We start from the raw sequence: 24748 nt of genomic DNA, 5'->3' as shown, positions 1-24748 counted from the left end.
GCGGGGCGGGCGGTCGGCGCCGGGAGCGGCACCGGGGCGGGTTCGGGCGGACGGGACGGGCCGGAGACGGCGGGGCGGACGAAGCGGATACGGCAGGGCGACGCGGGCGTGGTGGAGACGCGTGACCCCCGCCGCCCGCACCGCACAGCCGTGGCGGCTCAGCCTAGACGGATTTGGACCCATGCCGCCCGGTTCATGTCCCTGTCAGGAGTCGTACACCTCCGAAACCTTGACAACTCCCCCGGCCACACACGAGATTGACGCGCGTAGAAGTAGAACGGGCGCCCGCCCACCGGCTTCTACGCGCGTCACCGTCCCGCACGCAGGATGCGCTCCCCCATCGTTCCGCCCTCGTCCCGGCGCTCACGTACGTCCCCGGAGGGATTCCCTTGCCGAGCAAGAGAACCGCGCGCATCGCCGCGCTGACCGTCGCCGCGGTCTGTTCCACCGTCTCCGCCGTGGTGCTCACCGCACCCGCCCACGCGGACACCGTCCACATCCACGACATCCAGGGCACCACCCGCGTCTCCCCGTTCGCGGGCCAGAAGGTCACGGACGTGACCGGCATCGTCACGGGCGTGCGCACCTACGGTTCGTCGAAGGGGTTCTGGTTCCAGGACCCGGACGCGGACGCCGACCCGGCCACCAGTGAGGGCGTGTTCGTCTTCACCAGCTCCGCCCCGAAGGTCGCCGTCGGCGACAAGGTGACGGTCACGGGCACCGTCTCCGAGTACGTGCCGGGCGGCGCCTCCACCGGCAACCAGTCGCTGACGGAGATCACGAAGCCGACGGTGACCGTGGTCTCCGCGGGCAACGCGGTGCCGGCCGCCACGGTCGTGGACGCCGACTCCGTCCCGGACGCGTACACCGCCGACGGGGACCCCGCCGCGGGCGGTTCGGTCAACGGTCTGCCGCTGCGGCCGGAGACGTACGCCCTGGACCTCTACGAGTCCCTGGAGGGCATGAGCGTCCAGGTCTCCGACGTCCGGGTGGTCACCGCCACCGACCCGTACGCCGAACTGTGGGTGACGGTGAAGCCGCGCGAGCACGCCGACCGCCGCGGCGGCACGGTGTACGGCTCGTACGACTCGCAGAACACCGGGCGGCTGCAGATACAGTCCCTCGGCGCCGCGGCCGACTTCCCCGTCGCGAACGTGGGCGACGAGCTGGCGGGCACCACCACCGGCCCGCTCGACTACAACCAGTACGGCGGTTACACCCTCGTCGCCGGCCGGCTGGGCACCCTGGACAAGGGCGGCCTGGAGCGGGAGACCACCGACGCGCAGGGCCGCAAGGAACTGGCCGTCGCCACGTACAACGTCGAGAACCTGGACCCGGGCGACGCGACCTTCGCGGAGCACGCGTCCGCGATCGTGAACAACCTCCAGTCGCCCGACATCGTGTCGCTGGAGGAGATCCAGGACAACAACGGCGCGAAGAACGACGGCACGGTCGCTGCCGACGTGACGATGCAGAAGCTGGTCGACGCCATCGCGGCGGCGGGCGGCCCGGCCTACGAGTGGCGCTCCATCGACCCGGTCGACCTCGCCGACGGCGGCGAGCCGGGCGGCAACATCCGGCAGGTGTTCCTGTTCAACCCGGAGCGGGTGTCCTTCACCGACCGCGCGGGCGGCGACGCCGCGACCGCCGTCGGGGTCGTCAAGGAGCGCGGAAAGGCCGCACTGACGGTCTCCCCCGGCCGTGTCGACCCGTCCTCGGACGCCTGGAAGAACAGCCGCAAGCCGCTCGCGGGCGAGTTCGTCTTCCGCGGCAAGACGGTCTTCGTGATCGCCAACCACTTCGCGTCCAAGGGCGGCGACCAGTCGCTGCACGGGCAGTTCCAGCCGCCGGTGCGCAGCTCGGAGACCCAGCGTCACCTCCAGGCGACCGCGGTGAACGCCTTCGTCAAGGACATCCTCGCGGTGCAGAAGAACGCGGACGTCGTCACGCTCGGCGACATCAACGACTTCGAGTTCTCCGGGACGGCGAAGCTGCTGGAGGGCGACGGCGAGCTCTGGTCGGCGATCAAGTCGCTGCCGAAGAGCGAGCGTTACACGTACGACTACCAGGGCAACAGCCAGGTCCTGGACCAGATCCTGGTCAGCCCGTCGATCCGCAACGGCTGCGACCTCGAGTACGACAGCGTGCACATCAACGCGGAGTTCTCGGACCAGATCAGCGACCACGACCCGCAGGTGCTCCGCTTCAAGCCGTAGCACCGGCGGCCGGCGGCCCTCGTACGCCGCCACGGCCGCCCACCTGCCGGAGCCCGGCCCCGCGTCAGGGGGCCGGGCTCCTCGTGTTCGGTGACCCGGGTGCCGCCCGACGACACCCCTGGCCGGTGACGACTCAGCCGGCGAAGACTCCGTCGAGCCAGCCCCGCCAGGCCGTCTCGGCGCCCTTGGCGTCGGCGCCGGGCGCGAAGTCGTGCACGCTGATGCCGACGGGCGCGCCCCAGTGGTTGCGGCCGAAGAAGCGGTAGAGGGCGTCGTCGGTACGGAGGCCGATGAAGTACGGGTTGCGGTAGTCGACCACGGCGTCCAGGACGCTCCCCTCGGGCCCCTCGGCCCGCACCCGCGCGCCCGCGGCGGTGTCCTCGGCGAGACCGAGCGCCCGCCCGACGGCGGTGAAGGCCCCCGGGTCGATGGACGTCACCGGCCCGTCGAAGGTGGTGAAGGCGACCGGGCGGCCCGCGAAGTGCGTCACGTACTCGCGCAGGGTGTGCAGGTAGAAGTCGGTGTGCTTGGCGGCGCCGTCGTACTGGTTGTCCCAGTCGTCGACGAAGATGCCGCTGTGCACGTAGCGCACCCAGGAAGCGCGCCCGCCGTCCCGGGACTCGATCGTGTGGTCGAGCTGGTTGAGCGTCTGGACGTCGATCCCCTCGACGTCCTCGACCCGGCTGGTCAGGCGGTGCGGCGGGTCCCAGGCGGTGATGGTGGCCCCGTAGGGTCCGGTGCCGCCCTCCTGGGGCTCGTACTCCATGGGCCACAGCCAGCCGCCGGTACCGGTGGTGATCGCCTCCCACACCTTCTCCGGCGGGGCCTCGACCTCGAACTCCCGGGCGATCTCGAATTCCTTGGGCATGACGGTCACTCCTGCGGTTCGGCCCCGGGCGGGCACTCGGGGGCGGGTCGGACGGCGGTGGCGGCGCTCATGACGGCGCCTCGATCTCCGGCGCGGGCGGTTCGTCCGCGCCGGGTCCGGGCTTGAGCGTGGGATGGACGGCGAGGACGATCCGATGGTCCCGGCCGCCCTCCGCGTCCGGGGCGTGGTACTTGCGGACGAGGGCGCCGACACCCTGCGTCAGCTCCTCGATGAACGCGGCCCGGTCGGCGGCGGAGGCGAAGGTCACCTCGCCGTCGAGGGCGTAGGTGGCCAGCCGCCTGCGCGCCTTCGCCGCACCGGTGATCAGCGCCCCGACGTCCCGGACGAGCCGGGCGCCGAGCGCGAGCAGCCAGCGCGCGGACAGCTGGTCCCGGAAGCGGTCCGGGTCCGGCTGCACGGCGGCGAGAGCCAGCGGCGAGATGACGTACGACGCCGCGGTCGCGCGCATCAGCCGCTCGGTGACGTTGCCCTTGCGGCGCTCGCCCGCGAGTTCGACCAGCCCGTGCCGCTCCAGCGTCTTCAGGTGGTAGTTCACCTTCTGGCGGGGCAGTCCGACCCGCCCCGCCAGCATGGCGGCCGACGCCGGCCCGGCCGCCAGCTCCGCCAGCAGCCGGGCCCTCGTCGGGTCCAGTGAGGCGGCGGCCGCCTCTGCGTCCTCGATCACGGTCACGTCCAGCATGACTCCACCGTCCCACCGAACAATTATTTTGTCCAGGCGACTCGGCTTGTCGGTTCTCCGCGGCTCCCGGACGGGACGACGCACCAGGTGAAGGGCCCCGCGGCCGCCGGCGTCCGCGTGCTCCCGGACGGGACGACGGATGCCCCCGCCGCACCCCCGTACACCCCTCCCGGCGGCCCGGCGATCACCGGCCCGCCTCGCTCCCGCGCACCTCCCGCCCCGTGCGGCGCCCCGCCCTGCCTCCGAAGCAGGATTGGGCTCACCGGACCGGCTTCACCCCGCCGTTTCGGGAGACACGTCAGGTCATGGACGAGAAGCGACCGGATCCGGAGAGAGCGGGGCTGACCGAGAAGGACAGCCCCTCCGAGTTGCCCGCGCACTCCTGGTGGGCGGTGGTGCGGCGCACGGCGAAGGAGTTCATGGACGACGAACTCTCCGACCGGGCGGCCGCGTTGACGTACTACGGCGTGCTGTCGATGTTCCCCGCGCTGCTGGTGCTGGTGTCCCTGCTGGGCGTGGCCGGTCAGCGCACCACGGACAAACTCCTCGACAACGTCGGCGACCTGGCCCCCGGCCCGGCCCGTGACATCCTGCACGACGCGGTCGTGCAGCTGGGTGACAGCGGCGGAACGGGGAGCGTGCTGGCGATCGTCGGCCTGCTCTTCGCCCTCTGGTCCGCGTCGGGTTACGTCGCCGCCTTCATCCGCACCTCGAACGCGGTGTACGACCTGCCGGAGGGGCGCCCGGTCTGGAAGGTCACCCCGCTGCGGCTGATCCTGACCATCGCCCTGATGGTGATGCTCGCGGCGAGCGCCATGATCGTCGTGTTCACCGGTCCGCTGGCCGAACGGGCGGGCACCGCTGTCGGGCTCGGCGACGCGGCGATCACGGCCTGGTCGATCGCCAAGTGGCCCGTCCTGCTGGTGCTGGTGATCCTGATGATCGCCCTGCTGTACTGGGCGGCCCCCAACGTCCGTGACCGCGGCTTCCGTTGGGTGAGTCCCGGCAGCGTCCTCGCCACGCTCGTCTGGCTGGCCGCCTCCGCCGGATTCGCCGTCTACGCCGCCAACTTCGGTTCGTACAACAAGACGTACGGCGCCCTCGCCGGCGCCATCATCTTCCTCGTGTGGCTCTGGCTGACGAACCTGGCGATCCTGCTGGGCCTGGAGTTCGACGCGGAACTCGCCCGCCAGCGCGCCATCACCGGTGGGCAGCCGGCCACCGAGGAGCCGTACGTGGAACCCCGGGACACCCGCAAATGGCCGCCGCGGCTGCGGGCCCTCAGGGAGGCCCGGGCACGGGCGGCGCAGGGCGGCAGGACGGGCTGAGGCGACGCACTGGACTCGCGCGACGGGCAGGGGCGGTGCCTCCACCGTGCGCGGGCACGGGGCACGGGCCCGCAGACACGTAGGCACGGCGGCATGTAGGCACGCAGGCGGCGGGACCGACCCGGTCCCGCCGCCTGCTTCTGCACCGCTTGCCGCGCTCACGTCCGCGCCCCTCCCACGGTCACTGTCCTGGGCTCCGGCTCCGGCTCCGGCGCCCGTCTCCCCGTCTCCGTCACCGTCGTGAACTCGGCTCTGGCGCCCGGCTTTCGCGACTCCGTCACCGTCGCGAGGTCCGGCTCCCGCGCCCCTCTCCCCCGCCACGGGGGTGTTCCAGCGCTGCCGCGCCCACGCCCCGCCCCCGTACACGACGAAGCGCCAGTGCCGGTGGATTCTCATCGGCACTGGCGCGGTGTCGCGCCCGCGATGGCGTCCGGGCGGGCGCCGGCAGGTGGGGGTGTCAGCGGTGTCCGTTGTGGCGCCGCAGCATCAGGGAGACCGCGAGGATCACGCCCGCGCCGATCAGGACGGGGCCGGGGTGCCGCCGTCCGGCCTGGACGACGGTGGACGCCGCGTTGCGCACCGGCTCCGGCATGTTCTCCTGCACGACGTGACCGCACTGCGCGGCCTTGCCCTGCACGACCTGCCCGGCGTGGGCGGCCTTGGTCTGCACGACCTGTCCCGCCTGGCCGGCGGTGCCCTTCATCTGGACGGTCATGGCACCCGCCCGGTCCTTGAGGTCGGCGGCGCGGGCCCGGGCGCGGGCCTTCACGTCGGCCTTCGCGGCGAGTTCCTCGACCGTGTCGCCGAGCCGGCTCCTGGTCTCCTCGATCTGCCGCCGCAGCTCCTCGGGACCCTTGGCGCCCACCGACTCCGGGGCGTCCGAGCCGGGCTTGGCGCCCGCGGTGGCCCCGGAGGTGTCAGCACCCGGCTGCACCCCGGGGACCTGCGCTCCCGCCGCCTTCGCGGCGTCCGCGCCCGTCTTGTCGTTCGTCATCGATGCGCCCTTTCCTTGATCTCGTCGACATCGGCCTTGACGCTGTCGAGCGCCCGTTCGGGGGTGGGCGGAGTGGCCTGGCGCAGCTGTGCCCGGCCCATGGCCGCCAGTACTCCGGCGATCACGAGGAGCACCGCCGTCACGATGAGTGCCGCGGCCCACACCGGCAGTACCAGGGAGAGGGCGGCCACGCCGGTTCCGGCCAGGGCCATCAGCCCGACGTAGCCGACGGCGCCGGCCGCGCCGATCATCCCGCCGCCCTTACCCGCACGCCGGCCCTTCTCGGCCAGCTCCTCCTTGGCGAGGCTCATCTCCTGGCGCACGAGCTGGGAGAGCTGCTCGGTGGCCTGGCCGACGAGTTCGCCCACCGACTGATTCCCGTGTTCGTCCCGCACGGGCCTGCTGTCCATGATCCCGGTCACGGTGTCCCGCCTCCTCTCACTTGAGGAGGGCCGGGTACCCGGACCGGCGGGGGCTACCCCTTGAGTCCCCGTTCATCCGGACACGCCGACGGGTTCTCGGACGCGCCGCGCCGTAGCCGGCGGAGCGCGGTCTCGGCGACCGGCTCACGCCGGTCCCGTCCGGCGGTCGGGAGGGGCGTCCCGTCGGCCGCCCGGCCCCTGAGTCCGTCACTGTCGGGAGCAGGCGGCGTCACCGGTCCGTTCGGCGCCACCACCAGTGCTCCCCACCTTCCCGAGGCTCCCCATTGTGTAGCAAGAGCACCTAGCATCTCGTAGAAAAATTAAGTGGAGCTTCACTGTCCGGGTGCCGACACTGTCGGTATGACCACTCCGGACACCGCATGACTACGCCGACCACCGCCCCGGGTGCCGTACGGACGGCACCCGGCGCCCCCTTCGGCCGCGCGCTCTGCGCGATGGTCACCCCGTTCGACGACACGGGCGCGCTCGACCTCGACGGAGCGGGGCGCCTCGCCGTCCGGCTGATCGCCGAGGGGTGCGACGGCCTGGTGCTCTCCGGCACCACGGGCGAGTCGCCGACGACCTCGGACGCGGAGAAGTCCGCGCTCGTGCGCGCGGTGCGCTCGGCGGTCGGCGCGCACGTCCCGGTCGTCGCGGGGGTGGGCACGGCCGACACGCGGCACACCGTGGAGCTGGCCCTGGCGGCCGAACAGGCGGGCGCGGACGGGCTGCTGGTCACCGCGCCCTACTACAGCAGGCCCCCGCAGAACGCCGTCGAGGCCCACTTCCGGGACGTCGCGGACGCCTGCGGACTGCCGCTCGTGCTGTACGACATCCCCGGCCGCACGGGCACCCGGATCGAACCGGCGACGATGATCCGGCTGGCGGAGCATCCGCGGATCGTGGCGGTCAAGGACTGCGCGTACGACCTTCTGGGCACCCAGAAGGTACTGGCGCACACGGAGTTGGCGTTCTACGCGGGCTGCGACGAGCAGGTCCTCGCCCTGTACGCCATCGGCGGCGCGGGTTACGTCTCCACGGTGGCGAATGTGGCGCCCCGTCAGTTCCGTTCCGTGCTGGACGCGTTCGACGCGGGCGACACGGCGGAGGCGGCGCGCAGGCAGCGGCGGGTCATCGGACTGACCGAGCTGATGATGTCCGCGGGGCTGCCCGGCGCGGTCACCGCGAAGGCGCTCCTCGCCAGGCTGGGTCTGCCCGCCGGGCCGGTGCGCGCGCCGCTGCGGCCCGCCGGCCGCGAGGCGGCCGACGGGCTGCTGGCCGCGTACGAGCGGCTGGTCGCCGAGGTGTCCTGACGGGTGGGGCCGACCGACGTCCGCCCCACCCGTCGGAGGGGCCGGGGCCGACCCCCGTCCGCCCCCTGCCCCTCCTTACCCGGCACGCCCCGCCCGGCGCCTCAGCGGCGGGCGAAGACCGGAGTCCAGCGCCCGCCCGCGCCGTCGTTGCCCTTGCGGAAACCGCTGAGCGGGACGACCTTGTCGCTGCCGATCGTGACGAGCATCAGCCGGTTGTGGAACTCGTTGGTCCCGGGCTCGATGTCCCAGGCGATGAGCCGCTTGTCGTCGGCCCAGGCCAGCAGCTGCTGGCCGTGCACCTTGGCCACCCTCTTGCCGGTGTGGGGGTCGATGATCTCGGAGGCCGTCGTCTTCGCCCCGCCGGCGAAGTCACCGGCGGCGAGCTTGCCGTCGGGAGAGAGCCGCGCTTCAACGTGCCAGTGCAGGTACTTCTCGTTCGCGGGCTTGGCGACCTTGCGGCCCTCGAAGTCGTAGAACTGCTCGGTGGGCAGCGTGATGAGCCCGCCGTACACCAGCTTCGAGTCGGCGCTGAAGGCGAAGTCCTGGCGGGCGTTGACGTCCTGCGTGTCCGTGACCGCCGCCCAGGAGCTCTTGCCGGAGTCCACGTCGACGACGTAGAACCCCGTGCGGTCGCTGCGGCCGAAGTCCCGGGTCCAGTCGTTGTTCTTGCCGTCGCCGTCGCTGTCGTAGTCCGCCTTGTACAGCAGATCGGGGTTCTTGGCGTACGTCGTCGCGACGAGCTTGCCGCCGTCGGAGGAGAACTCGACGCTCGCGACGCCCCGCTCGGCCGGGATCCAGCGCTCGACCTTGCCGGTGAGCAGATCGAGCAGGCCGATCCGCTTCGCGGGCAGGTCCTTCTCCAGGACGGCGGCGGTCCGCATCCCGGGCGCGACGCTCAGGTAGGACCACTTGGTGGTCCTGACGTACTTGCCGGTCTTCTGGTCGAGCAGCGAGTACTCGCGGGTGTTGACGGCGGACTTCGCGCTCTTCCGGACGTTGTGCAGGGTGTAGTAGGCGGCCAGCGCGGTGTCCCCGGCCGCGATCAGGTCGCGGGGCGGCGTCTGGTCCGGGTGGGCGATGATGTCGCTGCGGTTCATCTGGCTCGCGAGGCGCGCGTCGTCCTCGCCGGACCGCAGCAGCGGTACCGCCACGGCGACGGCGACCACGGCGGCGGTGGCCGCGGCGACCACGGCGAAGGTACGTGTGCGGCGCCGGCGCCCGGCGGTGAGCACCCGGTCGGCGAAGTCCGGCCCTAGCGGCGGCTGTTCGTCGGCCTGCTCCCGGAGCGACTCTCGTACCAGTTCTTCGACGTTCACGGGCGCGCCTCCATGGGCGAGAAGTCACGGGACGGCCGCTCCGCACCGTCGGCCGGGGCCGCGGGGGCGAGTTCGGGGGCGAGGGCGCGCAGCCGGGCGAGTGAGCGGTGCGTCGTGGACCGCACGGTGCCGACGGAGCAGCTCAGGAGCCGGGCCACGTCGGCCTCCGGCAGGTCCTCGAAGTAGCGCAGCACGAGCACGGTGCGCTGCCGGGCGGTGAGCCGGGCCAGCGCCCCGCGCATCAGCAGGCGCAGCTCGGCCGCGGCGGAGGTGTCCGCGTCCGCCGTCCCCTCCGGCGGTTCGGCGACGCTCAGTTCGCGGCGCGGCCACTTCAGGCGCCAGCGGCTGATCTGCTGGCGGTAGAGGATCTGCCGTACGTACGCCTCGGGTTCGTCGATGCGGTGCCAGCGGCCGGCCGCCTTGATCAGGGCGTTCTGCAGCAGGTCCTCGGCCGCGTGCCGGTCGCCGCCGCTGAGCAGCACGGCCGTCTTCAGCAGCGCGGACGACCGGTTCGCCACGAACTCCCGGAATCTTTCCTGCCCTTCGGCATCCATCGTCACCTTCTCTTCCCCGGCGGGCATGTACCCGTCCCCTCTGCCCCATGTGACGCGTCGGACGGGCCCCCGCTATGCCTGCGTCCGCGAGAAAAAACAAAGGAACCCCGGTCGGTCGCTGCCGTGCTCCGAGCTGCCGTACACCGGGCGTCGGGACGCGCCACCGGCCGAGCGGCCGCACGGGGTCCACCGCAGGAAGGAAGTGCTCCTCGCGTACGCGGGCCGGCGTCCGTCCGCGAGGGTGACGTCGAGATGCCCGCGCGGTTCGCCGCGGCCACCCCCGCTGACAGCCGAGCGCCCTCCCGCGTGCTCGACGGGAGGGCGCTCGGTGGGGGCGTACGTCAGTTGTGGCTGTGCAGCACGTCGTTCAGGCCGCCCCAGACCGCGTTGTTCGGGCGGGCCTCGACGGTGCCCGTGACCGAGTTGCGGCGGAAGAGGATGTTCGAGGCGCCCGAGAGCTCGCGGGCCTTGACGATCTGGCCGTCGGGCATCGTGACGCGGGTGCCGGCGGTGACGTACAGCCCGGCCTCCACCACGCACTCGTCGCCCAGCGCGATACCGACGCCGGCCTCGGCGCCGATCAGGCAGCGCTCGCCGATGGTGATGCGGACGTTGCCGCCGCCGGAGAGGGTGCCCATCGTGGAGGCGCCGCCGCCGATGTCCGAACCGTCGCCCACGACGACGCCGGCCGAGATGCGGCCCTCGACCATCGACGTGCCGAGCGTGCCGGCGTTGAAGTTCACGAAGCCCTCGTGCATGACGGTCGTGCCCTCGGCGAGGTGCGCGCCCAGCCGGACGCGGTCCGCGTCGGCGATGCGGACGCCCTTCGGGGCGACGTAGTCGGTCATGCGCGGGAACTTGTCGATCGACGTCACCTGGAGGTGCAGGCCCTCGGCGCGGGCGTTCAGACGGGCCTTCTCGACGTCGTCCACGGCGACCGGGCCGAGCGAGGTCCAGGCGACGTTGGCGAGGTGGCCGAAGATGCCGTCCAGGCTCTGGCCGTGCGGCTGCACGAGCCGGTGCGAGAGCAGGTGCAGGCGCAGGTAGACGTCGTGGGCGTCGGTCGGCTTCTCTTCGAGCGAGGCGATGACCGTGCGGACCGCGACCACCTCGACGCCACGGCGGGCGTCGGGCCCGATGGCCTTGGCGGCGCCCTCGCCGAGCAGCTCCACGGCACGCTCGGCGGACAGCCGCTCGGTGCCGGCCGGGCCGGGCTCGGCGGACAGTTCGGGGGCGGGGAACCAGGTGTCGAGGACGGTGCCGTCGGCGGTGAGGGTGGCGAGCCCGGCGGCGACGGCGCCGGTGGTGCGAGTAGCAGTCGTGTCGGTCATGAGGGCAACCTAACCGGCCGAGGGCCGCGGAGGCGAACCCGTGCGCGAGGCGTCTCAGAGACCGGGCCGCCCGGCCCACCGCCGACACGCCCACCGCCCGGCGGAGGGCGCCCAGGAACACCGGCGACCACGACACCCGGCTCCCGGCCCACCGCCGATCGCACGCGGCCACGAACCCCGTTCTCACCCCGCCGATCGAGGGAGCCGAGCACAACGGCGGCCACGGACCCCGCTCCCCGGTCCACCGCCGGCAGGGGAAGGCCACGAATTCCGGCGGCCACGACACCCCCGATGAGCGGCCCGGAGACACCGGCGTCACTGCCCACCGCGTCGGCCCGCGCCGACGCCCGTCCCCCAAAAGACCACCCCTCAAGGGATCACCCACCCTCAGGGAATCACCCGCGCCAGCACCTCCCGCGCGTACTCCTCGTCGTAGGGCGTCCCCGTCAGCAGTACCTGGAGGCAGATCCCGTCCACGAGGGCGACGAGGGCCCGTGCCGTGAGCGGGTCGGTGCGGCGGGCCAGCCGTCCGGCGAGGTCCTCGCACCACTCCGCGGCGACCGGCCGCAGCGCCGGGCGGCGCAGCGCGGCGAGGTACAGCTCGTACTCCAGCTCGACGCCCGTACGGTCCCCGGCCAGCCATTCGCCCACCAGCCCGGCGAGTTCGGCGGCCAGGTCGGTCCGGGTGTCCTCCAGGGCGCCGCGCGCCGCCAGCACCTTGGCGAAGCCCTCGTTGGCCTGGCGCAGCGCGGCGACCAGCAGTTCGTCGAGGGTTGCGAAGTGGTAGGTGGTGGAGCCGAGCGGCACGTCGGCCTCGGCGGCGGCGGAGCGGTGGGTCAGCCCCGCGATGCCCTTGGCGCCGACGACGCGGATCGCCGCCTCGACGATCCGCCGGCGCCGCTCGGGGTCGTGGCGGCGGGCCATCAGTGGGCCCCGCCCAGGTTCAGCACGACGACCCCGGCGATGATCAGCGCGATGCCGGCGAGCTTGGCCGCGGTGAGGCCCTCGCCGAGGAAGACCATCCCGATGGCGGCGATGACGGCGGTGCCCGCGCCGGCCCAGATGGCGTACGCCGTGCCGACCGACACGGTCTTGAGGGTCTGCGCCAGCAGCGCGAAAGCGATGACGTAGCCGAGGAGCGTCACCAGCGACGGCCAGAGTCTGCTGAAGCCCTCGCTGTACTTCATGGCGGTCGTGGCGGCCACCTCGGCGGCGATGGCCCCGGCGAGCAGCAGGTATCCCATGTGTACGAGGGTACACATCGTTGTGTACAGGCGTACACAACACGACCCTGGACGTCGGCGGACACGGACGAGGCCCCCGGCGGGATGCCGGGGGCCTCGTTCACGGGGTGTGCGTCAGACGTTGAACCCGAGCGCGCGGAGCTGCTCGCGCCCGTCGTCCGTGATCTTGTCGGGGCCCCACGGGGGCATCCAGACCCAGTTGATGCGCAGTTCGTTGACGATGCCGTCCGTGGCGGACTTGGCCTGGTCCTCGATGACGTCGGTGAGCGGACAGGCCGCGGACGTCAGCGTCATGTCGATCGTCGCGATGTTCGCGTCGTCGATGTGGATGCCGTAGATCAGGCCGAGGTTGACGACGTCGATTCCCAGCTCGGGGTCGACGACGTCGTACAGCGCCTCGCGGACTTCCTCTTCCGAGGCGGGCTTCGTCGTCAAGGTCTCGTTCTCGCTCATGCCGTCTTCCTCTCGGCGCTCTCGCCCAGTGCCTGGGCCGTCGCGTCCTTCCATGCCATCCAGCTCAGGAGGGCGCACTTGACCCGGGCCGGGTACTTGGAGACACCGGCGAACGCGACCGCGTCCTCCAGCACCTCCTCCATCGCGTCGTCCGGCTCGATCCGGCCCTTGGACTGCATCAGCTCCAGGAAGGTCTCCTGGACCTTCTGCGCCTCGGACAGGCCCTTGCCGACGAGGAGCTCGTTGAGCACGGAGGCCGAGGCCTGGCTGATCGAGCAGCCCTGGCCCTCGTACGAGATGTCCGCGATCTGCTCGCCGTCGTACTTCACGCGCAGCGTGATCTCGTCGCCGCACGTGGGGTTGACGTGGTGCACCTCGGCGTCGCCATCCCGGAGACCGCGCCCGTGCGGGTGCTTGTAGTGGTCCAGGATGACTTCCTGGTACATCGAATCAAGCTTCACGACTCAGCCAGCTCCTCAGCCGAAGAAGTTCCGTACGTGCTCCAGGCCGTCGACCAGGGCGTCGATCTCGGAAGGCGTGGAGTACAGATAGAACGACGCTCGCGTGGTCGCAGGAATTCCGTAACGGAGGCAGACCGGGCGCGCGCAGTGGTGTCCGACCCGGACGGCGATGCCCTGCTCGTCCAGGACCTGGCCCACGTCGTGGGGGTGGATGTCGCCCAGCGTGAACGAGATCGCGGCGCCGCGGTCCTCGGCCGTCGTCGGGCCGATGATCCTGAGGTCGGGGACCTCCGCGAGCCGCCGCACCGCGTACTCGGTGAGCGCGTGCTCGTGGGCGAGGATCTTGTCCATGCCGATCGAGCTCAGGTAGTCGATGGCCGCGCCGAGACCGACCGCCTGCGCGATCGGGGGCGTGCCCGCCTCGAACTTGTGCGGAGCGGGAGCGTACGTCGACGAGTGCATCGACACCGTCTCGATCATCTCGCCGCCGCCGAGGAACGGGGGCAGGTCCTCCAGCAGCTCCTGGCGGCCCCACAGGACGCCGATGCCGGTCGGGCCGCACATCTTGTGTCCGGTGAAGGCGACGAAGTCGGCCTGCAGCGCCTGCACGTCCAGCGGCATGTGCGGGGCGGCCTGCGAGGCGTCGATGAGGACCAGCGCGCCGACCTCCTGGGCGCGGCGCACTATCGCCTCGACCGGGTTGACCGTGCCCAGGATGTTGGAGACCAGCACGAAGGAGACGATCTTCGTCTTCTCGGTGATGACCTCCTCGATGTCGGACAGGTCGAGGCGGCCGTCGTCGGTGAGGCCGAACCACTTCAGCTTCGCGCCGGTGCGCTGCGACAGCAGCTGCCACGGGACGATGTTGGAGTGGTGCTCCATCTCCGTGATGACGATCTCGGTCTCGTGGTCCACGCGGTAGGGCTCGTCGGCCCAGCCCAGCATGTTGGCCACGAGGTTGAGCGACTCCGAGGCGTTCTTGGTGAAGATCACCTCGTCGCGGCTCGGCGCGTTGATGAAGGCGGCGACCTTGTCACGCGCGCCCTCGTACAGCGCCGTGGCCTCCTCGGCGAGCACATGCACACCGCGGTGGACGTTGGCGTTGTAGCGCTCGTAGTAACCGCTCAGAGCGTCGAGCACCTGGCGCGGCTTCTGCGAGGTCGCCGCGTTGTCCAGGTACACGAGCTTCCTGCCGTCGTGGACCTGGCGGTCCAGGATGGGGAAGTCCTTGCGGATCGCCTCGGTGTCGAGGAGGCCCGGCAGCTGTGTCACGCGGATACGCCACCCTTCGCGTCGACTGCGTACGACTCGTAGCCCTCGTTCTCCAGCTTGTCGGCGAGTTCGGCGCCGCCGGACTCGACGATGCGGCCGCCGGAGAAGACGTGCACGAAGTCGGGCTTGATGTAGCGCAGGATGCGCGTGTAGTGCGTGATGAGCAGGGTGCCCACCTCGCCGGTCTCGCGGACGCGGTTGACGCCCTCGGAGACGATGCGGAGCGCGTCGACGTCCAGACCGGAGTCCGTCTCGTCGAGGATGGCGACCTTCGGCCGGAGCAGTTCGAGCTGGAGGATCTCGTGGCGCTTCTTCTCGCCGCCGGAGAAGCCCTCGTTGACGTTGCGCTCGGCGAAGGACGGGTCCATGTTGAGGCGCTCCATGGCCTCCTTGACCTCCTTCACCCAGGTGCGCAGCTTGGGGGCCTCGCCGCGGATCGCGGTGGCGGAGGTGCGCAGGAAGTTGGAGACCGAGACGCCGGGGACCTCGACCGGGTACTGCATCGCCAGGAACAGGCCGGCGCGGGCGCGCTCGTCGACGGACATCTCCAGGACGTCCTCGCCGTCGAGGGTGACGGTGCCGCCGGTGATCGTGTACTTCGGGTGACCCGCGAGCGAGTAGGCGAGCGTGGACTTGCCGGAGCCGTTCGGGCCCATGATGGCGTGCGTCTCGCCCTGCTTCACGGTGAGGTCGACGCCCTTGAGGATCTCCTTCGTGGCGTTGTCGGCCTCGACGGTGACGTGCAGGTCTCGGATTTCAAGCGTTGCCATGGGTGCCTCAGGACTCCTGGGAGAGGGAGACGAGCACGTCGTCCCCTTCGATCTTTACGGGGTATACGGGGACGGGGCGCGTCGCGGGAAGGCCGGACGGCTTGCCGGTGCGGAGGTCGAAGGCAGATCCGTGCAGCCAGCACTCGATCTGGCAGTCCTCCACCTCGCCCTCGGAGAGCGAGACGTTCGCGTGCGAGCAGATGTCGTTGATCGCGAACACCTCGCCCTCGGTGCGCACCACGGACACCGGCGTGCCGTCGAGTTCCACCCGCTTGGGGGTGTCCTCCTCGAGCTCGCTCAGCGCACAGGCGCGTACGAAGGACGCAGCAGTCATCAGACCGACGCCTCCAGCTCCTCGTCGATGCGGGCGAGGAGGCGCTCCTGGATGTCGGCGACGCCGATCTGCTGGACCAGCTCGGCGAAGAAGCCGCGGACCACCAGACGGCGGGCGTCGTCGGCCGGGATGCCGCGCGCCATCAGGTAGAAGAGCTGCTCGTCGTCGAAGCGGCCGGTCGCCGAGGCGTGGCCGGCGCCGACGATCTCGCCGGTCTCGATCTCCAGGTTCGGCACGGAGTCGACGCGGGCGCCGTCGGTGAGAACCAGGTTGCGGTTCATCTCGTAGGTGTCGGTGCCCTCGGCCTTGGCCTCGATGAGGACGTCGCCGATCCACACCGCGTGGGCGCCGTCGCCCTGGAGCGCGCCCTTGTAGGCGACGTTCGACTTGCAGTGCGGGGTGTTGTGGTCGACGAGGAGGCGGTGCTCCTGGTGCTGGCCGGCGTCGGTGAAGTAGAGGCCGAACAGCTCGGCCTCGCCGCCGGTGCCGGCGTAGGCGACGCGCGGGTGCAGCCGTACGAGGTCGCCGCCGAAGGTGACGACGAACGACTTCAGGGTGGCGTCGCGGCCGATCAGCGCGTTGTGCTGGGCCACGTGCACGGCCTTGTCGTCCCAGTCCTGGACGGAGACGACGGTCAGCTTGGCGCCGTCGCCGAGGACGTAGTCGACGTTGGCGGCCAGCACGGCGTCACCGGTGTGGTCGATGACGACGACGGCCTCGGCGAAGGCTCCGAGCTCGATGACCTGGTGGCCGTAGGCGACTCCGCCCTGGCCGTGCACGGCGATGCGGATCGGCTCGGTGAGCACCGTCTCCTTGGCGACGGTGACGACACCGGCCTTCTCGAACGCCGAGTAGGCCTGGGCGGCGACGCGGTCCACCGGGGTGCCCGCCCTGCCGAGGCGCGCGTCGTCACGGCCGACGGTCTCGACGGTGACGCCCTCGGGGGCCTGGACGTCGACCTTCACGCCCTCGCCGGTGGCGACCGCGGTGCCGTCGTGCAGTCCGCGCAGGCGCTCCAGCGGGGTGAACCGCCACTCCTCCTCGCGGCCGTGCGGGACCGGGAAGTCCCGCACGTCGAAGGAGGGGGGCGCGCTCATGCGCGTGGCGACGGTCGACTCGGCGGCCACCGCGATCTGGCCGGCGGTGGTGGACCCCACCGGGATATTCGTAGCCTCAGCCATGGCTGTCGGTCTGCTCTCTTTCCTACGTCAGAAAATTGCCGCTGCTGTCAGGACGGGTCTCAGCCGACCGCGCCTTCCATCTGCAGCTCGATCAGCCGGTTGAGTTCGAGGGCGTACTCCATGGGGAGTTCCTTCGCGATCGGCTCGACGAAGCCGCGCACGATCATGGCCATCGCCTCGAACTCGGAGAGACCGCGGCTCATCAGGTAGAAGAGCTGGTCCTCGGAGACCTTGGAGACGGTCGCCTCGTGGCCCATGGACACGTCGTCCTCGCGGACGTCCACGTAGGGGTACGTGTCGGAGCGGGAGATCGTGTCGACGAGCAGCGCGTCGCACAGCACGTTGGACTTCGAGCCGTGGGCGCCCTCACCGATCTCGACGAGGCCGCGGTAGGAGGTGCGGCCGCCGCCGCGCGCCACGGACTTGGAGACGATGTTGGACGACGTGTTCGGCGCCATGTGGACCATCTTGGAGCCGGCGTCCTGGTGCTGGCCCTCGCCGGCGAAGGCGATGGAGAGCGTCTCGCCCTTGGCGTGCTCGCCCATCAGGTAGACGGCCGGGTACTTCATGGTGACCTTGGATCCGATGTTGCCGTCGATCCACTCCATGGTCGCGCCCTCGTACGCCACGGCGCGCTTGGTGACCAGGTTGTAGACGTTGTTCGACCAGTTCTGGATGGTCGTGTAACGGCAGCGGGCGCCCTTCTTCACGATGATCTCGACCACCGCGGAGTGCAGGGAGTCCGACTTGTAGATCGGCGCCGTGCAGCCCTCGACGTAGTGGACGTAGGCGTCCTCGTCGACGATGATCAGCGTCCGCTCGAACTGGCCCATGTTCTCCGTGTTGATACGGAAGTAGGCCTGGAGCGGGATCTCGACGTGCACGCCCTTGGGGACGTAGATGAACGAGCCGCCGGACCACACGGCGGTGTTCAGCGAGGCGAACTTGTTGTCACCGACCGGGATGACCGTGCCGAAGTACTCCTTGAAGAGCTCCGGGTGCTCCTTGAGAGCGGTGTCGGTGTCCAGGAAGATGACGCCCTGCTCCTCCAGGTCCTCGCGGATCTGGTGGTAGACGACCTCGGACTCGTACTGGGCCGCGACACCGGCGACGAGGCGCTGCTTCTCCGCCTCGGGGATGCCGAGCTTGTCGTACGTGTTCTTGATGTCCTCGGGCAGGTCCTCCCAGGACTCCGCCTGCTTCTCCGTGGAGCGCACGAAGTACTTGATGTTGTCGAAGTCGATGCCCGACAGGTCCGAGCCCCAGTTCGGCATGGGCTTCTTCTCGAACAGGCGCAGGCCCTTGAGACGGAGCTTGGTCATCCACTCCGGCTCGTTCTTCTTCGACGAGATGTCGCGGACGACGTCCTCGTTGATGCCGCGCTTCGCAGAGGCGCCGGCCGTGTCGGAGTCGGCCCAGCCGTATTCGTACTTGCCCAGACCCTCGAGTTCGGGGTGAGCAGTCTCCGTGGGGAGAGTCATGCGGGGTTCCTCCCGGCCGTGCTTGCAGATGCGTTGTCAGTGGTCTGGGAAATCTTGGGGATGAACGTGGTGCACACGCCGTCGCCGTGGGCGATGGTGGCCAGCCGCTGCACGTGCGTGCCGAGCAGCTGGGAGAAGATCTCGGTCTCCGCCTCGCACAGCTGCGGGAACTGCTCGGCGACGTGGGCGACCGGGCAGTGGTGCTGGCACAGCTGCTCGCCGACCGGCGCGCTGCGCGCCGTAGCAGCGTACCCGTCCGCGCTCAGGGCCCTGGCCAGCGCTTCGGTGCGCTCCTCGGGGGTCGCGGCCTCGATGGCTTCGCGGTACGCCCCGGCCTGTGCGGCGATCCTGGCGCGGGCGAAGGCGACGATCGCCTCGTCGCCGCCCTCTCGCTCGGCGATCCAGCGCAGCGCGTCGGCGGCGAGCTTGTCGTAGGACTGGTCGAAGGCGTCCCGGCCGCAGTCGGTCAGGGCGAAGACCTTGGCGGGGCGTCCGCGCGTGCGCGCGCCGTAGACGCGCTGCTCGCGGGCTTCCACGACGGTGTCGGCGACGAGTGCGTCGAGGTGGCGGCGGACGGCGGCCTGCGTGAGTCCGAGCCGCCCGGCGAGGTCGGCCACGGTGGACGGGCCGTGGTCCAGGATGGAGCGCGCGACACGGTTGCGGGTGGACCGCTCACCGGTCGCGAGTTCCTCCTGCGGAGCCTCGCCAACCTTTTTCACAACGCCATTGTTGCGTAATTCCTTCGACCCTGACAACCCGCGCCCCTCGGGGCGGACGGTGCGCTGCATCACTTAGGTATACCTAATTTGACCTGCGGAAACGATCTTTGATCGATCAATACGGTGGTAATCCCGGAGGCGGTCCACCAGACTGCCGGACGTGCCCATACCGCCTCCGACCGGCCCACTCGTCACCCGCGCGGACGTCGCCGAGCAGCTCCGCACGCTCGGTGTCCGCCCCGGCGAGACCCTCCTCGCGCACACCTCGCTCAGCTCGCTCGGCTGGGTCTGCGGCGGTGCGCCGGCCGTCGTCCAGGGACTGCTGGACGCGCTCGGCCCCGAAGGAACCCTGGTGGTCCCCACCCAGACGGGTGATCTCTCCGACCCGGCGCTGTGGGCGAACCCGCCGGTCCCCGAGGAGTGGTGGGCCGCCATCCGGGCGACGATGCCCCCGTACGACCCGCGCGTCACGCCCAGCCGGGGGGTCGGCGTGATCCCGGAGACCGTGCGCACCTGGCCCGGCGCGCTGCGCAGCGCGCACCCGCAGACCTCGTTCGCCGCCGTGGGGCCGCGCGCCGCGCACGTCGTCGACGGGCACGCCCCGGACTGCCGCCTCGGTGAGCGCAGCCCGCTGGCCCGCCTGGAGGCCATGGACGCCCGCGTCCTGCTGCTCGGCGCCGGATACGACACGTGCACCGCCTTCCACCTCGCCGAGTACCGCATCCCGTCGCCCCTGGCCGAGGTGGGACGCCCGGTGACCGGACCCGACGGGGCGGCGCGCTGGGAGGTGGTGACCGAGGTGTCGGTCAGTTCCGAGCGCTTCGACGAACTGGGCGCCGACTTCGAGCGGGACCGCGCGGTCGTACGGGGCCGGGTGGGCGCCGCCGGGGCCCGGCTGTTCCCCGTGGCCGCCGCCGTGGCGTACGCCGAGCGGTGGCTCGCGCTGCACCGCCCGCGCGAGGAGTGGATCACCGGGGAGCCGTCGCGGGGCCGCCCGGGACCGCCTAGGGCCCCCGGGGTCGTGGCCCCCGCCCGCCGCGGCACCCCGACGCGTCCCTAGACTTGCGCCTCATGCGAAGCGAGCCCGTCGTCCAGGTCCAGGCCCTGGTGAAGCGGTACGGCACGAAGACCGCGGTGGACGGCCTCGACCTGGTGGCCGGGGCGGGCGTCACCGCCGTCCTCGGGCCCAACGGCGCGGGCAAGACCACCACCGTCGAGACCTGCGAGGGGTACCGCAGACCGGACTCCGGCAGCGTGCGCGTCCTGGGTCTCGACCCGGTCCGGGACTCCGCCCGGCTGCGTCCGCGGATCGGCGTGATGCTCCAGTCCGGCGGTGTCTACTCGGGCGCGCGCGCCGACGAGATGCTCCGCCACGTGGCCCGGCTGCACGCGCACCCGCTGGACGTGGACGCGCTGATCGAGCGGCTCGGGCTGGGCAGCTGCGGCCGGACGACGTACCGCCGGCTGTCCGGCGGCCAGCAGCAGCGGCTCGCGCTCGCCATGGCCGTCGTCGGCCGCCCCGAGCTGGTCTTCCTCGACGAGCCCACCGCCGGCCTCGACCCGCAGGCCCGCCGCGCGACCTGGGACCTCGTCCGCGACCTGCGCGCCGACGGCGTCTCCGTCATCCTCACCACGCACCACATGGACGAGGCCGAGGAACTCGCCGACGACGTCGCGATCATCGACGCCGGCCGGGTCGTCGCGCAGGGCTCGCCCGACGAACTGTGCCGCGGCGGCGCCGAGAACACCCTGCGCTTCAGCGGCCGCCCCGGGCTCGACGTGGCATCCCTGCTGAAGGCCCTCCCGGCGGACTCGACGGCGGTCGAGCTGACGCCGGGCGCGTACCGGGTGGGCGGCAAGGTCGATCCGCAGCTGCTGGCCACGGTCACCTCCTGGTGCGCGCAGCACGGGGTGATGCCGGAGAAGATCTCCGTCGAACGCCGCACCCTCGAAGACGTCTTCCTGGAACTCACGGGCAAGGAGCTGCGCGGATGAGCGCCGCCGGTACGTACTCCCCGCGGCCGGGAGCCGCGCCGCTCCCCCGGATGATCGCCGCGCAGGCGGCCCTGGAGACGAGGATGCTGCTGCGCAACGGCGAGCAGCTCCTCCTCACGGTCGTCATCCCGACGCTGCTGCTCGTCCTGTTCAGCACGGTGGACGTCGTCGACACCGGCAAGGGCGAGGCCGTCGACTTCCTGGCCCCCGGCATCCTCGCGCTCGCGGTGGTGTCGACCGCGTTCACCGGTCAGGCCATCGCGACCGGCTTCGAGCGCCGCTACGGCGTCCTGAAGCGGCTCGCCGCCTCCCCGCTGCCGCGGTGGGCGCTGATGACCGCGAAGACGGCGTCCGTCCTGGTCACCGAGATCCTCCAGGTGGTCCTGCTGACGGCGATCGCGCTCGCGCTCGGCTGGTCCCCGCACGGCAGCCCGGCGGCCGTCCTGCTCCTGCTGGTCCTCGGCACCGCCGCCTTCTCCGGGCTCGGACTGCTGATGGCCGGCACGCTGAAGGCGGAGGCCACGCTGGCCGCAGCCAACCTGGTCTTCCTGCTGCTCCTGGTCGGCGGCGGCGTCATCGTCCCGCTCGACAAGTTCCCCGCCGGGGCGCAGGACGTGCTCGCACTGCTGCCGGTCTCCGCTCTGTCGGACGGACTGCGGGACGTCCTCCAGCACGGCGCCGGGATGCCGTGGGGCGACCTGGGCATCCTCGCCGTCTGGGCGGTCGTGGGGCTCGGAGCGGCTGCCCGATTCTTCCGGTGGGAGTAGAGACCTCCCCCTCGTGAAGGCGTGCACAAGCCGCCGCCTACGATGGTGCACGTGCCAAACGTGACCCGAGCCGACGTGGCCCTCGCCGCGCGCAGTCCGCTCGCCTTCATCGCCGAACACTGGACCCCCACGCCCCGGACGGTGCGGCGGGCGGCCCTCGCCGCCCTCGTCATGGCGGTGGTCATCGTGGTCACCGGCGGCGCCGTGCGGCTGACCGGCTCCGGGCTCGGCTGCCCGACGTGGCCCAAGTGCACGGACGACTCGCTGACCACCACCAGCGCGATGGGCCTCCACGGCGTCATCGAGTTCGGCAACCGCATGCTGACCTACGTGCTCTGCGCCGCGGTCGGCTGGGCGATCGTCGCGGCCCGCTCGCAGAAGCCGTGGCGGCGAGGCCTCACCCGGCTCGGCTGGGCGCAGTTCTGGGTGGTCATGGGCAACGCGATCCTCGGCGGGATCGTCGTCCTGGTCGGCCTGAACCCGTACACGGTCGCCGCCCACTTCCTGCTCTCCACGGCACTCATCGCGGTCGCCACGGTGATGTGGCAGCGCACCCGGGAGGGCGACGGCGAGCCGCGCCCCCTGGTCGGCAAGGCCGTGCAGCAGCTCGTGTGGTTCCTGGTCGCCGCGTCCGTGCTGCTGATCGCGGTCGGCACCGTCGTCACCGGCGCGGGTCCGCACGCGGGGGACTCCAGCGACGTCGACCGCATGCCGCTGGACTGGGAGACCGTCACCAAGCTGCACGCCGTGCTGGCCTGGATCGTGGTGACGCTGACGTTCGCCCTGTGGTTCGTGCTCAAGGCCGTCGACGCCCCCAAGGGCCCGCTGGACCGCACCCGCGACCTGTTCCTGATCCTCCTCGGCCAGGGCGTCATCGGCTACGTCCAGTACTTCACGGACCTCCCGGAGGCGCTGGTCGGCCTCCACATGCTCGGCTCCTGCCTGGTGTGGATCGGCGTCCTGCGCGTGCTGCTCGCGCTGCGCGAGCGGCCGGACGCCGTGGCGGACGTGCCCGGCCCCTCGGCGGAATCGGCACTCACGCGCGCGTGAGCCGCGTCCCGCTCCGGCGGGACGCCCGCTCCCGCACCCCCGGGACGCTCACTCCAGGGTGTACACGCGCCGTGCGTTGCCCGCCGCGATGAGGCCGGCCACCCGCTGCGCGTCCGCCAGCGACCACGCCCCCTCGGCCACCCAGGTGCCGAGCACCCGCGCGAGCGCCTCACGGAACAGGCGTGCGCCCACCACATGGAGTTCGGGCAGGCCGTGGGCGCCGCTGGAGAAGAGCAGCTTGCCGAAGGGCGCCAGCTCCAGGATCTCCGCGAGCACCGCGGCGGCCCGTGCCCCGGTGCGCACCAGCGCGGCTCCGAGGTCGGCGTACACGTGCGGATAGACGCCGGCGAGATGGGCCGCGTGGCGGTGGTACGGGTAGCCGTGCAGCAGCACCAGGTCGGTGCCGAGCCCGGCGGTGGCACGGGCGAAGTCGGTGAGCAGGGCCGGATCGGTGCGGTCGATGCGCAGGCCGGGTTCGCCCACGCCCGCGTGGAGCTGGAGCGGCAGTCCCGAGGCCACCGCGATCCACAGCAGGTGCCGCAGCAGGACCGGGTCGCTCAGCTCCCCGCCCACGCGCCGCCCCGCCAGCCAGCGGCCCGCCGCGCCCCGTACCTCCCCCGGCCCCGGCGGCTCGGGTGCCAGCGCGAGACCGTGCCGCATGCCGGCCACGGAGGTGAAGGCGACGGCGTTCGAAGCCGCGCCGTGCACGGACTCGGCGAGGTTGGCGAGGAACGACTCGACGGTGCCGGAGGTGTCGGCGACCTGCTCGGCCAGCAGCTCCAGCCGGACCACCTCGTGGGCGTCGGCAGCCCCCGCCGAGGCCATCTCGCCGGGACCCGTGAGGTCGCCGGGCAGCCCGGTGTCGACGAGGTACGTGGTGATGCCGCTGCCCCGCAGGAGCCTGCGGCCCGACTCCAGGACGCCCAGTTCGCGGCGCCTGGCCAGGTAGTGCGCCGGCGGGCAGTGCGGTTCCAGGCCCAGCAGGGGCGGGCACCAGCGGCGTACCGCGAAGCCCGTCTGCGTGTCGAAGAACGTGGTGCCGGGGGCGGCGGGGCCCTCGGTGCGGGAGAGGTGGGCCTCGAAGGTGCCGAGGCCCAGCTCCGTGCGGAGCACTCCGTGGCAGTACTGGTCCACGAGGGACGGCGTTTCGATCATCCGGGCTCCCGTGAGTGGACCGTGCTTTCTCAGGTCCTAACGGGTGGAGCGGGCGGGAGGTGTTGCTGGCGCACACCCCGTGCGAAGGCGCTCCGCTTTGTCACCTGTTTGCGGGGTGGGCGCCGGTTTCTGCGCGGGGGCGCGGAGGGGGTGCGTTTCCCGGCTGCGTCCGCGTTTTTGAGTGCCCCTGCGTGGGGGCTGGGCGCGCCGTTCCTCGCGCCCCTTACCGGGGCTGCGCCCGGCTTTCCGGGTGCCGGTTCGTGGGGGCTTGGCGCGCCGTTCCCCGCGCCCCTTGGCGGGGCTGCGCCCGGCCACTTGGGTGCGGGTTTGTGGGGGCTGGGCGCGCCGTTCCCCGCGTCCCTTGGCGGGGCTGTGCCCGGCCGCTTGGAGGTTGGGCGGGTCTAGCGGTCTGTGGGGGTGCCGAGTTGGAGGCCTGCCATGCGCTTCCACTCGTACGGGCCCGTCTGCACCTTGGCGGCGAACTCGCCGTCGAACTCCTCGTGAACGGTGATGCCCGCCTTCTTCACCGCTTGTTCGGCGATCTCGTGGGTGGGGGCCACGATGTCGCCCCAGCCGCCGTCGGCGCCGACGAGCACGATCCGGGCGCCGCGCTGCCCGAGGTACTCGACGTGGCCTTCCGTGCCGCCGTGGGCCTTGGCGAAGGCGGCGATCTCCTTGGCGAGCCGGGCCGCCCTGCGCTCGGCCTTGGCGTCCTGCGTGGCGCCGGTGCTCTCGTCAACCTGCTCGGTGTCTGCCATGGCCAGGATGCTACCGACGGGTAGATCAAACGGCGACGGGCGGGGTGCGTGGCCTTGGCCACGCAC

General features: G+C 71.7%; 26 protein-coding genes. 7 read left to right on the top strand and 19 right to left on the bottom strand.

All coding sequences use genetic code 11. From position 1 onward, the window contains the following. The first annotated feature begins 389 nt into the window (after nucleotides 1-389). Nucleotides 390-2216, top strand: a complete 1827-nt coding sequence (locus ACWGIS_RS27780) for an endonuclease/exonuclease/phosphatase family protein (protein WP_453365182.1) — start codon at nucleotides 390-392, stop codon at nucleotides 2214-2216. Nucleotides 2217-2349: 133 nt separating this feature from the next. On the opposite strand, the gene ACWGIS_RS27775 is transcribed toward ACWGIS_RS27780, so the two are convergent. Beyond that, the gene (locus ACWGIS_RS27775) at nucleotides 2350-3084 is read right to left on the bottom strand and encodes an SRPBCC family protein (protein ID WP_453365181.1); all 735 of its coding nucleotides are present in this window, start codon (nucleotides 3082-3084) and stop codon (nucleotides 2350-2352) included. A 67-nt stretch (nucleotides 3085-3151) separates the two neighbouring features. Further along, nucleotides 3152-3784 carry an ArsR/SmtB family transcription factor gene (locus ACWGIS_RS27770; protein ID WP_453365180.1) on the bottom strand — a complete coding sequence of 211 codons (633 nt, stop codon included), beginning with the start codon at nucleotides 3782-3784 and terminating at the stop codon, nucleotides 3152-3154. 305 nt (nucleotides 3785-4089) lie between these two features. Here ACWGIS_RS27770 and ACWGIS_RS27765 point away from each other — a divergent pair, with 305 nt between their 5' ends. Further along, nucleotides 4090-5112: a YihY/virulence factor BrkB family protein gene (locus ACWGIS_RS27765; protein WP_453365179.1), complete on the top strand. Its 1023-nt coding sequence runs from the start codon at nucleotides 4090-4092 to the stop codon at nucleotides 5110-5112. 457 nt (nucleotides 5113-5569) lie between these two features. Here the strand turns inward: ACWGIS_RS27765 and ACWGIS_RS27760 are convergent, their stop codons facing one another. Together ACWGIS_RS27760 and ACWGIS_RS27755 are read right to left on the bottom strand one after the other, a co-directional pair. Continuing rightward, nucleotides 5570-6106, bottom strand: a complete 537-nt coding sequence (locus ACWGIS_RS27760) for a DUF3618 domain-containing protein (protein ID WP_453365178.1) — start codon at nucleotides 6104-6106, stop codon at nucleotides 5570-5572. After that, complete coding sequence (locus ACWGIS_RS27755; protein ID WP_453365177.1) at nucleotides 6103-6528, bottom strand: phage holin family protein; 426 nt, start codon at nucleotides 6526-6528, stop codon at nucleotides 6103-6105. The genes ACWGIS_RS27760 and ACWGIS_RS27755 overlap by 4 nt, the downstream gene beginning before the upstream one ends. A gap of 380 nt (nucleotides 6529-6908) precedes the next feature. Between ACWGIS_RS27755 and dapA the strand changes: the two genes are divergently transcribed. After that, nucleotides 6909-7841: a 4-hydroxy-tetrahydrodipicolinate synthase gene (gene dapA / locus ACWGIS_RS27750; RefSeq protein WP_453365176.1), complete on the top strand. Its 933-nt coding sequence runs from the start codon at nucleotides 6909-6911 to the stop codon at nucleotides 7839-7841. A gap of 101 nt (nucleotides 7842-7942) precedes the next feature. Here dapA and ACWGIS_RS27745 read toward each other — a convergent pair whose 3' ends face one another. The 13 genes from ACWGIS_RS27745 to ACWGIS_RS27685 all read right to left on the bottom strand — a co-directional run bounded on the left by ACWGIS_RS27745 (nucleotide 7943) and on the right by ACWGIS_RS27685 (nucleotide 18957). Beyond that, nucleotides 7943-9157, bottom strand: a complete 1215-nt coding sequence (locus tag ACWGIS_RS27745) for a WD40 repeat domain-containing protein (RefSeq protein WP_453365175.1) — start codon at nucleotides 9155-9157, stop codon at nucleotides 7943-7945. Next, nucleotides 9154-9711, bottom strand: a complete 558-nt coding sequence (locus tag ACWGIS_RS27740; protein WP_453365221.1) for a SigE family RNA polymerase sigma factor — start codon at nucleotides 9709-9711, stop codon at nucleotides 9154-9156. The genes ACWGIS_RS27745 and ACWGIS_RS27740 overlap by 4 nt, the downstream gene beginning before the upstream one ends. Nucleotides 9712-10052: 341 nt before the next feature. Then, on the bottom strand, nucleotides 10053-11042 hold the full coding sequence (gene dapD / locus ACWGIS_RS27735; RefSeq protein ID WP_453365174.1) for a 2,3,4,5-tetrahydropyridine-2,6-dicarboxylate N-succinyltransferase: 990 nt from the start codon (nucleotides 11040-11042) through the stop codon (nucleotides 10053-10055). 387 nt (nucleotides 11043-11429) lie between these two features. After that, nucleotides 11430-11966 carry a TetR/AcrR family transcriptional regulator gene (locus ACWGIS_RS27730; RefSeq protein WP_453365173.1) on the bottom strand — a complete coding sequence of 179 codons (537 nt, stop codon included), beginning with the start codon at nucleotides 11964-11966 and terminating at the stop codon, nucleotides 11430-11432. After that, nucleotides 11966-12286 carry a DMT family transporter gene (locus ACWGIS_RS27725; protein ID WP_453365172.1) on the bottom strand — a complete coding sequence of 107 codons (321 nt, stop codon included), beginning with the start codon at nucleotides 12284-12286 and terminating at the stop codon, nucleotides 11966-11968. The genes ACWGIS_RS27730 and ACWGIS_RS27725 overlap by 1 nt, the downstream gene beginning before the upstream one ends. A 114-nt stretch (nucleotides 12287-12400) precedes the next feature. Then, the gene (locus tag ACWGIS_RS27720) at nucleotides 12401-12739 is read right to left on the bottom strand and encodes a metal-sulfur cluster assembly factor (protein WP_355790821.1); all 339 of its coding nucleotides are present in this window, start codon (nucleotides 12737-12739) and stop codon (nucleotides 12401-12403) included. Further along, nucleotides 12736-13200 (bottom strand): Fe-S cluster assembly sulfur transfer protein SufU, encoded by a 465-nt coding sequence (sufU, locus tag ACWGIS_RS27715; RefSeq protein ID WP_355790818.1) that lies wholly within the window; start codon nucleotides 13198-13200, stop codon nucleotides 12736-12738. Before sufU ends, ACWGIS_RS27720 begins: the two co-directional genes overlap by 4 nt. Before the next feature lie 15 nt (nucleotides 13201-13215). Beyond that, the gene (locus ACWGIS_RS27710) at nucleotides 13216-14472 is read right to left on the bottom strand and encodes a cysteine desulfurase (RefSeq protein WP_453365171.1); all 1257 of its coding nucleotides are present in this window, start codon (nucleotides 14470-14472) and stop codon (nucleotides 13216-13218) included. Further along, nucleotides 14469-15242 carry a Fe-S cluster assembly ATPase SufC gene (gene sufC / locus ACWGIS_RS27705; protein ID WP_453365170.1) on the bottom strand — a complete coding sequence of 258 codons (774 nt, stop codon included), beginning with the start codon at nucleotides 15240-15242 and terminating at the stop codon, nucleotides 14469-14471. The genes ACWGIS_RS27710 and sufC overlap by 4 nt, the downstream gene beginning before the upstream one ends. A gap of 7 nt (nucleotides 15243-15249) precedes the next feature. Continuing rightward, nucleotides 15250-15576, bottom strand: coding sequence for a bifunctional 3-phenylpropionate/cinnamic acid dioxygenase ferredoxin subunit (locus ACWGIS_RS27700; protein WP_355790809.1), 327 nt, complete (start codon nucleotides 15574-15576; stop codon nucleotides 15250-15252). Then, a complete protein-coding gene (sufD, locus tag ACWGIS_RS27695) occupies nucleotides 15576-16757 on the bottom strand; it encodes a Fe-S cluster assembly protein SufD (protein ID WP_453365169.1) in 1182 nt (393 codons plus the stop codon). The genes ACWGIS_RS27700 and sufD overlap by 1 nt, the downstream gene beginning before the upstream one ends. A 59-nt stretch (nucleotides 16758-16816) precedes the next feature. Beyond that, nucleotides 16817-18238 carry a Fe-S cluster assembly protein SufB gene (gene sufB / locus ACWGIS_RS27690; protein ID WP_355786275.1) on the bottom strand — a complete coding sequence of 474 codons (1422 nt, stop codon included), beginning with the start codon at nucleotides 18236-18238 and terminating at the stop codon, nucleotides 16817-16819. Next, entirely contained in the window at nucleotides 18235-18957 is a 723-nt protein-coding gene (locus tag ACWGIS_RS27685) for a helix-turn-helix transcriptional regulator (protein WP_355786272.1), read from the bottom strand. Before ACWGIS_RS27685 ends, sufB begins: the two co-directional genes overlap by 4 nt. Before the next feature lie 160 nt (nucleotides 18958-19117). On the opposite strand from ACWGIS_RS27685, the gene ACWGIS_RS27680 reads away from it, so the two are divergent. Genes ACWGIS_RS27680 through ACWGIS_RS27665 form a run of 4 tightly spaced genes read left to right on the top strand, consistent with a single transcriptional unit; the run spans nucleotide 19118 to nucleotide 22769 of the window. Next, entirely contained in the window at nucleotides 19118-20017 is a 900-nt protein-coding gene (locus ACWGIS_RS27680) for an aminoglycoside N(3)-acetyltransferase (protein ID WP_453365168.1), read from the top strand. Between the two features lie 11 nt (nucleotides 20018-20028). Beyond that, nucleotides 20029-20952, top strand: coding sequence for an ABC transporter ATP-binding protein (locus ACWGIS_RS27675; protein WP_453365167.1), 924 nt, complete (start codon nucleotides 20029-20031; stop codon nucleotides 20950-20952). After that, a complete protein-coding gene (locus ACWGIS_RS27670) occupies nucleotides 20949-21719 on the top strand; it encodes an ABC transporter permease (protein WP_453365166.1) in 771 nt (256 codons plus the stop codon). The genes ACWGIS_RS27675 and ACWGIS_RS27670 overlap by 4 nt, the downstream gene beginning before the upstream one ends. A gap of 42 nt (nucleotides 21720-21761) precedes the next feature. Beyond that, entirely contained in the window at nucleotides 21762-22769 is a 1008-nt protein-coding gene (locus tag ACWGIS_RS27665; protein WP_453365165.1) for a COX15/CtaA family protein, read from the top strand. A 48-nt stretch (nucleotides 22770-22817) separates the two neighbouring features. Here ACWGIS_RS27665 and ACWGIS_RS27660 read toward each other — a convergent pair whose 3' ends face one another. Beyond that, the gene (locus tag ACWGIS_RS27660; RefSeq protein WP_453365164.1) at nucleotides 22818-23924 is read right to left on the bottom strand and encodes an amidohydrolase family protein; all 1107 of its coding nucleotides are present in this window, start codon (nucleotides 23922-23924) and stop codon (nucleotides 22818-22820) included. A 401-nt stretch (nucleotides 23925-24325) separates the two neighbouring features. Next, a complete protein-coding gene (locus tag ACWGIS_RS27655; protein WP_453365163.1) occupies nucleotides 24326-24682 on the bottom strand; it encodes a hypothetical protein in 357 nt (118 codons plus the stop codon). Between the last annotated feature and the right edge of the window lie 66 nt (nucleotides 24683-24748).

The sequence above is a fragment of the Streptomyces sp. NPDC054842 genome, assembly GCF_053611025.1.
This window is presented reverse-complemented; position numbering and strand designations above follow the sequence as displayed.